The 12,045-nt window shown below is 76.3% G+C and carries 4 protein-coding genes and 2 pseudogenes; all 6 read right to left on the reverse strand.

All coding sequences use genetic code 11. The annotated features are described in order from the left end of the window. A pseudogene (locus tag E6R18_RS29990) lies at positions 1 to 459 on the reverse strand (hypothetical protein); the annotation flags it as partial. Next, positions 456 to 4,334 carry a DUF5682 family protein gene (locus E6R18_RS29995; protein ID WP_240799899.1) on the reverse strand — a complete coding sequence of 1,293 codons (3,879 nt, stop codon included), beginning with the start codon at positions 4,332 to 4,334 and terminating at the stop codon, positions 456 to 458. The pseudogene E6R18_RS29990 and the gene E6R18_RS29995, both read right to left, overlap by 4 nt. A 3-nt stretch (positions 4,335 to 4,337) precedes the next feature. Then, positions 4,338 to 5,558, reverse strand: coding sequence for an AAA family ATPase (locus E6R18_RS30005; protein WP_136320027.1), 1,221 nt, complete (start codon positions 5,556 to 5,558; stop codon positions 4,338 to 4,340). Beyond that, entirely contained in the window at positions 5,555 to 10,744 is a 5,190-nt protein-coding gene (locus tag E6R18_RS30010; protein WP_136320028.1) for a hypothetical protein, read from the reverse strand. Before E6R18_RS30010 ends, E6R18_RS30005 begins: the two co-directional genes overlap by 4 nt. Next, entirely contained in the window at positions 10,741 to 11,601 is an 861-nt protein-coding gene (locus E6R18_RS30015; RefSeq protein WP_136320029.1) for a DUF4132 domain-containing protein, read from the reverse strand. Before E6R18_RS30015 ends, E6R18_RS30010 begins: the two co-directional genes overlap by 4 nt. Positions 11,602 to 11,749: 148 nt before the next feature. Then, positions 11,750 to 11,851 (reverse strand): annotated as a pseudogene (locus E6R18_RS30020) (TetR/AcrR family transcriptional regulator); the annotation flags it as partial. Positions 11,852 to 12,045 lie beyond the last annotated feature (194 nt).

The raw sequence follows: 12,045 nt of genomic DNA on the forward strand, positions 1-12,045 counted from the left end.
GAGGGCCGCGCCGGGGCCGGGGGCTGGGCCGGGGGCCGGGCCGGGGCTGAGGGCTGGGTCGGGGGCCGGGCCGGGGCTGAGGGCTGGGTCGGGGGTGGGGCCGGGGTCCGTTGCGGGAACGGGTTCCGGGGCGGCCCGGGCGGGCTGCTCGGCGGGCTCCGGCACCGGGTCCGCCGTGGGGGCGGCGCAGGCGGCGGCCGTGCGGTGGACGCAGGCCGGGGCGAGGAGGCAGCCGCAGGTGATGGCGTCCGTCGTCGCCACCACGCCGCCCGGGGCGTGCAGGCGCAACTCGGTCTCGTCGTCGACCTCGATCGTCACCGTGTCCCCGTCGCGGTGGGTCGGGCGGGCGCCGAGCTTGGCGACCATCGCGTCCAGCCGCTTGCGCAGCCGGGGCGAGAGGTCCTCCACGAGCGTGGCCGTGACCTCCGGCGCGACGGGTGGCAGCTGAGCGGCGGTCATGCGGTCTTCTCCCCTATCCAGCGGGCCAGTTCGAGCGGGCTGAGGGCCGCCACGGGCATGCCGGCGGCCACGAGTTGCCCGGCGACGCCCGTCGAATAGCGTGGCCGCCCGGCGTCGTCGAGACTCGCGCATCCGAGGACGTGGCAGCCGGTGGCCGCCAGGGCCCGTACTTCGGCCAGCAGTCCACCGAGCGGTGCGCCCTCCTCGAAGTCGCTGATGACGACGACGAGGGTGCGGGTCGGCACCGTGATGAGGCTTCGGGCGTGCCGCAGCCCGGCGGCGATGTGCGTGCCCCCGCCCACGCTCACCTCCAGCAGGAGGGAGAGGGGATCGTTGACATGGCCGGTGAGGTCGACGACCTCCGTGGAGAAGGCCAGGAAGTGGGTGCTCAGGGTCGGCACACCGGCGAGCACGGACGCGGTCAGCGCGGACCAGATCGTGGACGCCTCCATGGATCCGGAGACGTCGGTGACCAGGATCAGGCGCCAGTCGGCCGACCGGCGGGCGCGACTGCGGAACACCGGCTTCTCGGGGATCACCTGGACCGTGCCGTCGGCCGTCCGCCGGGCGGTGGCCAGGTTGGCGCGCAGCGTGCGCGCGAGGTCCAGCCGCCCGCCGGGGCGGCGGGTGGGCCGGGCCGCCATCGTGCCGGTGAGGGCGGGGCGCAGCCGGGTGGCGAGTTGCCGGGTCAGTTCGTCGACCAGGTGGCGGACCAGGGGCCGGAGCGCCGCGAGGCGGGCCTCGGGGAGGCCGCCGGCGTACCGCAGGACCGTCCGGAGCAGTTCCACGGAGGGGGTGACGGCCGCCGGGTCGATTTCGGCGAGCACGTCCTGTCGGCCCGTGGCGGCCGCGGCGGCGAGGACCTCCTCGCGGATGCCGGGGCCGAACAGCGCGGCCAGTTCCTCGGACCACTCGCGGACACCGGGAAACGAGGGTTCCCGGCCGCCGCGCGATCCGACGCCGCTGCCGGGGCCGGGCAGGCCGCCGCGGGATCCCTCGCCGTGTCCCGCGCCGTAGAGCTCGTCCAGGGCGGTCGCCAGGCGGGCGGCGCCGGACGGCAGCCGGTCGGGGCGCCGGCCGAGCACGAGGCGCCACCGGTCGGCGGGCGCGAGGGTCCGCCCGGGGGCGGCCCCGGTGGAGGGTGCGGTGGCGGGGCGCGGTGCGGCGGGGTGGCCGGACAGCTGTGGGAGCCGGTCGTCGTGCGGGGGTGGCGGGACGGGCAGGCCGAGGCCGGTCAGGAGCGCACGGGCCGCGAGGTCGGCGGCCGTACGGCGGGCCAGCTCGGCCGGGTCGTCCGCGTCGAGGCTGTCCACCCGTTCGCCAAGACGCTCCTCGACGGTGTCGAGCAGCCGGTCCCGGGCGGCCGGGCTCAGGGTGTCGAAGCCGCCGCGCAGGGCCGGCAGCCGGGCCAGGAACGCGGTGTCGTCCAGCTCGGTGACCCGGTGCAGCAACGGGTCCAGGGCGTCCACTCCGACGGCCAGGAGCGGGCCCGCCACCGTCAGGAGCCCGGTGAGACGGGCGGTGAGCGCGGCCCGGGAGGCGCTGTCGACGGCTCCGTCCACCCAGGAGGCGACGCGCGCCCCGTAGCTCCCGGCCTCTTCGTGGCCCGTGAGCACTCTGACCGCTCCGGCCGCCGCCGCGATCAACGGGGCGCCGCCGGCGGCGAGCCGGGCGAGGGCGGCGGTGAGCCGGATGCCGCCCACCCTGTCGGCCCGCTGGGCCAGTTCGAGCAGGGCCCGGGCGTCCTCGGCGTCCTCGGAGCCGGTCAGGCCGTCGACCTGGCGGACCGCTGCCGAGGTCAGGAGTTCGGCCGCGTGCGCGGTGCGGGCGGCCCGGGCGGTGGCGGTGGCGTCGGGGGCCGAAGAGGGGGCGGGGGCCGAGGAGGCGTTGGGGATCGAGGAGGCGTCGGGGGCCAACGAGGCGTCAGGCGCCGAGGAAGCGTCGGGCGCGGCCAGGCCGGGCAGGTGGCCGGCGTCGATGCGGTCCAGCAGGTCGAGTCCGGCGAGGAGTTCGGGAAGGGTGCCGCTCGCGGGGAGCACGGCCGCCAGTTCCGTCAGCCGTTCGTCGGCCAGGGCGGGGAGTCCGCACTCGGCGGCCTCCGTGAGGCCGCGGACGACCTGGGCGGCTGCCGGGCCGCCCTCCGCGCGCTCGGCCGCATGCCTCTGCCGCAGCACGCCCTCGGCCGCCTGTGCCGGGGTGACGCCTCGGGTGCCGGCCGCGGTGAGCATCGCGGCCGTCGCCGGGGTCCAGCGCACCTGCCAGCGCGTCGTGAGTCCTTCCGTGCCCGCCGCGCCGGTCACCTCCTGCTCCTGTGCGTACGGGATGCCGCACACCGTCAGCCGGCGCAGCAGCAGTTCGCGGCGCCGGTCCAGGGTGGAGCGCGCCGGATCGAGCCGGAGGTCGCGCGGCGTCTTCTCGTGCGCGTCCGGGCCGGGGAGGGAGAGCGCCGCGGTCTCGGCCTCGACGGCGGGGCCCAGTCCGCTGCGGGGAGCGGCGGGCGTGGGCCGTCCGGTGCGGTCTCCGACGAGTACGCGTTCGAGGGCACGAGCGACGGCGCGGCCGGTGCCGTAGGTCTCGCCGCGTCCCAGCACCGTCTGCACGGCTTCCAGGAGTTCGCCGCGGCCGGGGGCGGGCAGGTCGCGCAGGCGGGCCAGGTCACCGGCCACCCGGACGACCTCCCGGCCGTCCGCCGGGCCGTAGGGGTGGCCCTGTTCGCGCAGGGCCACGCAGACACGGACGGCGGTGCGGATCAGCGCCTCGTGCAGCGCTGCCGGGTCCCCGGCGGCGTCCAGAACGATGTGCTGCCACTCGGGGTCCCGGATCCCGGCCGGGTAGCCGGAGCGCGAGTCGAGCAACGGATACGTGTACGGGACGAGGGAGACCGTGGACGCCGCCGTCCCGGCGGAGCCGTTCGCGAGGCCGTCCGCGGCCGGCTCGGGCGCGGCGGTCGGCGCGTGCCGCGCTTCCGGCGCGGGTCCCCCGGCGCCGGGTGGCAGCAGCGCCGCGGTGTGGAAGGCTCCCACCACCACGGCGGGCCGCCGCCCGCTCGCCAGGGCCTCGGCGATGTGTCCGCGCATGCATGCCTCGCGGATCAGGTCCGTGCGGGCCACGCCGCCCCGGGCCACGGCCTCGTGGCGCAGCGCCCAGCCGGTGAGCAGGGCGGCGCGGCGCAGCGCCTCGGGCGTCGAGCCCGGCGCTCGGGCCTCCACCAGTCGGTCCCACAGGTCGTCGCCGTCCCGGCCGGTGAGCCCGGACCGGAGCGCGTCGGAAAGGCCGTGCGCCTCCCCGGGCGTGGGCACGGAGTCGGCGCCCGGGACGGGTGCGGGGCTGACCGGACCTCCCCCGGCCCACGCCCGGTCGGCCAGCGCAAGGTCGCAGGCCACGGCCGGGACTCCGTTTCTGGCCGCCCAGCGCAGAGCGACCAGTTCGGGCGAGAAGTCCGCGAACGGGTAGAAGGCCGGGCCTCGTTCGCCCGCCGAGCCGGCGCCGGGCCCGCCACCGGGCACGGCGGCCAGCGCCACCGGGGCCTCGGTCTCCTCGTGGGCGAGCCAGCCCAGCCAGGGCTGGAACTCGGCGGGCAGTTCGACGAGGAGGACGTCGGGGGCCGCCGCGTCCAGCAGGGCCGGGAGGGCGGCCGCCAGCGAGGGCGCGTGGTGGCGCACCCCGATCAGGAACGGCGACCCGGGACCGGTCGCCGCGAGGGCCGCCACCGCGGCTTCCGGGGTGACAGGCCCGACCGCCGGGGTGACAGGCCCGGCTTCCGAGGTGACAGGCCCGACCACCGGGGTGACAGGCCCGGCCGCCGCGCCGTGCGGCGGGTAGGCGGCCGGCGCGACGGCGATGGGCGGCGCCCCGGGAGTGGTCGACTCGCTCATCCGTCAGTTCTCCAGTACCGCGCGCAGGTCCCACAGGGCACGCCAGGTGGCCGCTCCCTGCTCGGCGCGTCTGCGCACCGGCCCGTCCCAGTACCCCAGCAGCCGTGCCGCGTCGGCGGGGTCGTCCTTGCGGACCACGCCGAGCAGATGGCCGGGCAGGAGCGAGAGCACGTCCCGGTCGCCGGGGAAGTAGGCGGCGGCCAGGCCCAGGGAGCCCGCCACCGAGACCGCCTCCGCCGTGCTCATCACCGTGGAGGGGCGCTCGACCTCCCAGCCCTCCACGGAGCGGCCCTCGCGCAGGTCCCGGAATGCGGTGACCAGGGCCTCGAGGACCGCGTCGTCCACCTGGTAGGCGGCGCCCGCGCGTTCGACGGCCGCCCGTGACTGGCGCCGGACGAGCGCGGTCTCGGCGTCCACGTCCCCGATCGGGCCCACGGTCTCGAAGTTGAAGCGCCGCTTCAGCGCGGCGGACATCTCCGAGACGCCCTTGTCCCGCAGGTTGGCGGTGGCGATGAGGGTGAATCCGGGGGCCGCGTGCACCTGGGCGCCCGCGCCGCCCGCGAGTTCGGGCACAGCGATCCGCCGCTCGGAGAGCAGGGACACGAGGGCGTCCTGGACCTCCGGCAGGCAGCGGGTGATCTCCTCGACGCGGGCGACGGCCCCCCGGTTCATGGCGGCGAGCACCGGTGAGGGCACCAGGGCCTGCTCGGTGGGGCCCTGGGCGAGCAGCAGCGCGTAGTTCCAGCCGTACTTGAGCTGGTCCTCGGTGGTGCCCGCGGTGCCCTGCACGGTGAGCGCGCTGGTCCCGCAGACGGCCGCCGACAGCAGCTCGGAGAGCATGGACTTGGCGGTGCCGGGTTCGCCCACGAGGAGGAGCCCGCGCTCTCCGGCGAGGGTGACCACGCACCGTTCGACCAGGGCGCGCTCGCCGACGAACTTCTGCTCGATCACCAGGCGGGACGGCACCCCGGCTCCCGGCCGGACGCCCTTCGGCAGGCTCAGTGCCTGGCCCGCGCTGCCCATCACGAAGGTGACGACGGCACGCGGGGTGAGCAGCCAGCCGGGCGGGCGGGACCCCGAGTCATGGGCCGCGAGGAAGGCCAGCTCGGTGGCGTACCGGTCCTCGGGCGGTGTGACCTGGCGGTGTTCCCGGTCGGGCGCGTTGTCCTGGTCCGGGACGCCGCCCGTGGTGGTGCCCTTCACGGTGGTGGTGTCGTTCGTCATCGGCGGCGGCCCTTCCTGGGTGCGCGGGTGTCCAGTTCCTCGAAGCCCGGGGCGTCGCCGCCGCGGAGCCGCGCCCAGGCGGCTGCGTACAGCGCGGGCACGGGGAGGTGGGGCAGGGCCCGGGCGGACCCTGCCACGGGGTACAGCTGTTCCTTCCAGGTCTCCAGCGGCAGTCCGGGGGCTCCGCGTTCGAGCCAGCCGCAGGGGAGGAACAGGGTGCGGCCGGCGCGGGAGCGCTTGGCCTCCACGACCAGGTCCGTGGCGGCGAGTTCCGCCCGGGTCTTCTTGACCCGGGCCGGCTTCCATCCGGTCCAGCGGACGCAGTTGCGGTCCGTCGGGTCGGGCAGGGCGAGCAGCATCAGATAGAGGGCGGCGGCGTCCGGACCCAGGCCGAGGACGTCGCCGGCCTCGGCCACCAGGTCCGGCACCGCACGCGTCGGGTCCTGGGCCGGGTGGTGCGGGGAGCCGTCGGGGGCGCCCGCGCAGACCAAGGTGTCGGACTCATCGCTCAGCAGTGCGCTCAGGGCGAGGAGATCACCGGTGCTGTGCGGGCCGACCGTGCCCTCGACGAGGCCGAACGCCGGGTCGTCGGGGCCTGCCAGGCCGGCCGGCCGGATGAACAGCTTCTCGTTGTTGCCGTAGCCGGGGCCGAGGAGCAGCGCCGTGCCGACCCGGACGAGGCCGTCGGGGCCGGCGCCGCCCGACTCGGGGAGCCCGTGGGCGGCGCGGACCACGGAGCCGATCGAGCCCCCCGACTCGGTCCGCTCCAGGCCGAGGTCCAGCACCAGGTCCGGGTCGGCGAGGCGGCCGCGCAGGGCCTTGAGCCCCGCGGGCAGGTGGGCCCGCAGAGCGTGTCCGTACGGCAGTGCGTAGGCGAGTGTGCGCAGGGCGGTGAGGGCCGAGGAGACCGAACCGCGCGCGCTCACCCGGCGCAGGCCCGGGCGGCCGGTGCCGTCCTGGACATCGGTGCCGTGGGCGAGCCAGGGCCGGGAGTCCGCGTTGAGGATCAGGTCGACGGCTTCCGGGGTGGTGCCCGACAGGTCGAGGTCCATTTCCTCGGGGACGCGAACGAGGGAGGCCAGGCGCTCCTTCCAGACCTCGGCGGCGGCCCGGACGTCGGGGCCCGTGGACCACAGCTCGGCCGGGTCCGCGGGCAGCAGTGCCCGGAGCAGGGCGTGCCGGTCGTCGTGGGGCAGGGCGTCCAGCCTGGCCTGGGCCGCCTCGAAGGCACGTGCCTTCGCCCCGAGCAGCGCGAGCGCGTCCGCGCCGGGCTCCTGGACGGCCGCCGACAGCAGGGCGGTGGACTGGAGGGGGCCGATCGCGGTGGCCGCGTGGAACGCCTCGGCGGCCTCCGGGCGCCAGGGGGCCGGGCCCTGTTCCCGTACCAGGGCGGTGAGGCGGGTGAGCCGGTCGCGGGTGATGCCGTGCCGGTGGACGCGCTCGTGGTCCAGGACGAAGCCGGGGACGGCGCCGAAGGCGCCGGTCGGGTCGTGGTCCAGGGCGAGCCAGCGCGCCGCGTCGTCCCAGGAGCTGCGGCCGCGGTCGGCGATGACCACGACGGTACGCGAGCCCTTGCGCAGCACCTGGCCGATGCGGTGCACGGCCTCGGGCCGCCCCGGTCCCGTGGTCGCTCCTTGGAGCGGTTCGACCAGCACCACTTGCCGGACCGTGCCCGCCGGGTCGGCCAGCGGGCCCGCCGCGAGCGCCTCCAGGAACACGAGGAGCCCTGCGCGGTGTTCGGGGGAGGTGGCCGGCGAGGCGGCCCGGTAGGCCAGTTCCGGCAGGTTGTCGAGGAGGGAGGTCCAGGTCAGGGAGTCACCGGGCACGGTGCACTCGTCCCGCTGCCAGCCGTCCACGGGGGTGAACGGGACCTTGGACGTGATGGGCGGCCCGAACGCCGGCTCGCCGCCGAGGACGTGGTTGACCGCGAGGATCTGCCGGATCACGGTCCACCGCCTGCCGGCTCCCCACCAGCCGCCGCGCATCCGCTCACAGCTCCAGGCGGAGGCGGTCTGCAGGGTCGTGTCGTCGCCGTGCTCGGGCTCGTGGTCGAAGAACATGCCCTGGGTGCGCGCGGTGTTCCGAGGCGTGGCCGGCTGCGCGGGCTGGGGCGGTTCCAGGTACCGGGCGGCTGCGACAGCCCGGTCCACCGCGTTGCGGACGAGGGCGGTGATGCCCGCGAGGAGCCGTGCGTCGGTCACCTCGGGCAGTACCCGGGCGACGGCCTCCTGGCTCAGCTCACGCGACGAGGGTCCGGTGTACTCCTTGACGGCCTCGAACGCCTCCAGGTGCCGGGCGATCGCGGCGGCGACCTCGTTGAACAGCTCCTGCGCCCGGGAGTCCGTCAGATCCCGCAGGGTGGCGGAGCCCCGCTCGTCCCTCGGCCGCAGGGCGTGCCAGTAGGCGACGGGAGGCACGTAGGGGGTGCCCGCCGCGTCGTTGCCGCCGGCAGAGTCGGCGGTGACGGACCACAAGCGGCCGCCGGTGCCGTCCGTGTCCGCCGGGTGCGCCTCGACTGAGCGGTGGCGCAGGGCCACGACCGGGCGTGACCCGCCGGGCAGGTTGAGGGCGCCGAGCGGCACCGGGGACCCGTTCCCGGACAGCGGGTACGGCAGGCTGACCGTATGGCCGTCGGGGGTGCCGGCGACGGTCCGGTGCCCGTCGGCCGGAACGGCCGTGCCGGGCTCGGTGACCGTGCGGCGGACCCAGCGGCCGAGGACCGTGCCGTCCGTGCCGAACGGGGTGGCCTCCAGACCGGGCTGGAGGGGCAGCACCTGGCAGTGCTCGGGGAGCAGCCGGGTGCCGTCCTGCACTCCGGAGCGGAGGAAGGCGGGGAGGGATGCGCGGCCGTGCGTGCCGCCGGCCGGGTCGTACTCCAGCCACACCTGCTGCGTGCCCTGGCGGCCTTCCCGCCAGTGACCGGTGCCGTCGGAGATGACGGCGCGCTGGGGCGGGAGGGAGGTGTCGCCCGCGTGCAGGGCCTTGCCGCCGGTGGCGCGGCCGCCGCCGGGCAGTGGCAGGCAGACCTCGTCCGAGGGGCCGGAGCCGCCCCAGCGGGGGACCTGCTCGCCGCCGACCGTGAACAGCTCGGCGGGGCGGTGGGACCAGTAGCCGCGCTGCTCGCCGTCCTCCCACCAGATGACCAGCAACTCGCCGTCGACGTAACGGAAGGCGGGCTGCCGCCACTGGTCGACGGTGGCGGGCAGCCGCAGGGTGTGCCGCAGCAGAACGCCTTCCGGGCCGACGACGACGGCCCGTTCGGACGTGTTCAGGATCAGCGCGGGCCAGGCGCCGGTGACCCCGACCCGCTCCGACCCGTGACGCCGCTGACGCACGGCGGCGGCCTCGGCGGCCAGTTCGGTGTAGGTCGCGTCGAGCGCGGGCCAGCCCAGTTCGTCGAGGACGCCGGTACGCAAGGTGGAAGCGAGCAGCGGGACGACATCGTGGTCCGCGAGGAGCCGCACGGCCTCCGGGGCGACGTCCGCGGCCACGGCGCGGAACGCCGAGAGCTTGTTGAAGGCGGCGTGCAGTCCGGGGAGCCCTCGCGCGGCCGCGTACTCCTCGGCGCAGGCGGTCAGCCACTCCCGCAGGACCGTGGAGAGCACGGGGTGCTCCGCCAGCTTCGTCAGGCCGGCGTCGCTCAGCCGCTGACCTCGTCCCTCGCCGAGGCCGCCGACGGTCCGGCGCAGAAGGGCGCGGAAGACCGGCCGTTCGGCGACGGCGGTGAGGTCCCGCGCGCCGGGCGCGGTGTCGATGAACCAGGAGCCGAGCCGGATGCCGGGGCCCTCTCCCCTGCCGGCGCCCTGGTCGTCCGGCTCGGCCACGGGGATGTCCGAGGCCAGGCAGAGGTCGAGGAGGTCCAGGTCGGCGGTGCGCTGCCAGCGGCCCTGGAACAGCTCGACGGGGCGCCCGTCGGCGCGCAGCCGGTCCGCCATCCGGGCGGCCAGGTCGAGGGTCTGGGGGCTGCGGCCCGCGGTGGCCCGGTTGCGCCGGCGGTGTGCCTCCCAGCGGGTGAGCCAGTCCGCCGGGGAGACGGACGGGTCGGCGGATTGGGCGCCGGGAGCGTTGCCGGAGACGTCCGGGAGAGTGGTCAGCAGGTCCTCGGCGCCGGACTCGGCCAGCAGCGTGAGCCAGTCGCGTTCGCCCTCGGTGTCCCGGCGGCTCTCGCTGAAGGTCTCCGGGAAGAAGCCGAGGAGCCGGGCCCGCACGGCCGCGTCCCGCCGCGCGAGGGCGACGAGCGCGGAGCGGTAGGCCGACCAGAACGAGGCGGGGGCGCGGACCACCCCCGGGGAGCCGATCAGATCGGCCACCAGCTCGCGTTCGGCGGCCTCGCGGTCCAGCCCCGCGGCCTTGACCAGTGCGCGCACGTCCTGCGCAAGCGCCGCGTACGGCGGCATGCCGGCCGCGCAGCGCTCGACCAGCAGACGGCGGAACTGCGCCCAGGCGTACGCCGGTTCGAGCCGGGCCACCAGGTCGCGCACGTACTGCCGCAGCGCCTTGACGGTCAGCGCGCCGGCGAAGGCGAACTCCAGGAAGACGGCCCGCTGCCGGTCCTCGTCCACGACCAGCCCGTGCACCCGCTCGGCCTCGCGGGCCTTGCCGAAGAAGGAGGCGGCGTAGGTGGTGTTCTCGGCCTGGAGGAAGAGGCGTGCCACCTGCTCGTAGTAGGTGGGCAGGAAGTGGGGCACGGCCCGGCCGAGGCGGGTGCCGAGCGCGTCGAAGCCCTCCTTGGCCGCTCCGGCGCGCGTTCTGGCCTGCCGTCCCAGCCGCTCGATGTCCTTGACCAGGGCCAGGGCGTGGTGCCCGTTGGCCGGGTCGTTGACCAGCGCCCAGGCCGGGAAGCCCAGCGTCTCGCGGCGCACCTGGCCCACGACGGGGGCCTCGGCGGCCCGGGCCAGCCCGAGGAACTCCAGGGCCAGGTCCTCGGCCTCGCCCAGGGTGCCGGGCACCAGCCGGACCACGGGGCGGTCACCGAGGGCGGTGTGCGTGTAGGTGCGGGCGGTCAGCGCGTCGGCGTCGTCCCGGTCGGTGGTGCCGGCCCGGAGGATCGCGCCCGCGTCCAGCAGGGCCGCCGCGCGGGCCTGCGCGGCGTGGGTGGAGGCGCTGTCGCCCCGGGCCTGGGCGGGGAGGAACGCCTGGTCTGCCGCCGTCGTGTTCGCTTCGGTGTTCGTCGTCGTGGTGCTCATGCCGCCCGCTCCTCGTCCGCCACGTCGCGGCCGGCGTAGAGCGCCGCCGCCATGCGCATGCCCTCGGACCACGCGACGGGGCCGACCTCGGCGGCCGTCAGCGCGCGCCCCGCGGGGTCGGTCCAGCCCAGGGGGCCCGTCTCGGTGCCGTACTCGTCGTATCCGTCGTGCTCGCCGATCCAGATGCGGGCTTCGGTGGTGGTGCCGCCCTCCACGACCGGGCAGACCGCGTATCCACCGCGCGAGCGGTATCCGAGTTGGGTGACGCGGCCGTGGAGGAAGCGCAGTTCCTTGAACGCGCCGCCGGCGTAGGTGTCGACGGAGGTGGTGTCCGGGGCGAGGCCCGGCGGGCGCTGCCACACCTCTCGGAACAACTGCTCCACGTTCTGCCGTACCCCCAGTTCGACCGCGAACTCGCGCAGCTCGTCCAGGTCGTCGAGGAGGACGGGGTGCGGCACGCTGATGACGTCCGGGGCGATGCGGACCGTGTCACCGTCCAGATCGACCAGGCCGAGACCACGGTCGGGGTCGACATCGCGCAGGAACCCGGCGACCCCGCCGTCCGCGCCGGTGACCACGACGTCCCGCAGGGCCGCCTGCCACGCCGGATCGGGCCAGACCCTGGCGAGCACGGCCGTGGGAACGGGCAGCGAACGCACCATCCACTGCTCGACGTCCGTCATGCACCCGCGCTCGTGCCGCTCCAGCCACTCCGTCAACTGCCGCAGCCCGGCGACCGCCGGGTCGTCCTTCAGCTTGGCCGGGACGGACTTCAGCCGCCGGCCCTTCCCGTTGCGGCAGACCACCTTGCCCGCCTCCAGGGCGACTTCGTAGTCGCCCGCCGGAACCCACCCCATGCGCTGTTCTCCCCCGTTGTGCCCGGGCGGCCGCCGAACCGGCGGCACGCTGATGAAACCCGTCAGCGGCCACGCACCGTGACGAGTGGAAGAGACTCTAAGCGCCGCCACTGACAACGAGCCCGGGCCCTCCACCCCGTCGTACGGCGGTGGACAGGCGCTGGGTGAGCGCCCGGGTGGTCAGTGCGTCCTCGCCGCCCGCGTCGAGCAGCTCGACGGCCGTCTCGATGATCTGCTCCCGGGAGAGCACCTCGTTACGCCGCTGAGGGCTGGGGGGGGCGGCCCGACGCCATGGCTACTGCCGCCCCTTCCGCTACGGGGCGACTCGGCCCACGGCTCAGCCGACCGGCCCGTCGTGCCGGGGCTTCGGAACGCCCGGTGGTACGAAGCACGCGGTGATCGTCCTGCCCGACGCCCGCGGGGCCTCGATGCCCGGGAACCCCG

The sequence above is a fragment of the Streptomyces sp. A1277 genome (genome assembly GCF_004795015.1).
Taxonomy (GTDB): domain Bacteria; phylum Actinomycetota; class Actinomycetes; order Streptomycetales; family Streptomycetaceae; genus Streptomyces.

Coding starts and splice junctions, on each gene's coding strand:
- E6R18_RS30005 (WP_136320027.1), bottom strand. CDS start 5,558: ATGACGAACGACACCACCACCGTGAAGGGCACCACCACGGGCGGCGTC.
- E6R18_RS30010 (WP_136320028.1), bottom strand. CDS start 10,744: ATGAGCACCACGACGACGAACACCGAAGCGAACACGACGGCGGCAGAC.
- E6R18_RS30015 (WP_136320029.1), bottom strand. CDS start 11,601: ATGGGGTGGGTTCCGGCGGGCGACTACGAAGTCGCCCTGGAGGCGGGC.
- E6R18_RS29995 (WP_240799899.1), bottom strand. CDS start 4,334: ATGAGCGAGTCGACCACTCCCGGGGCGCCGCCCATCGCCGTCGCGCCG.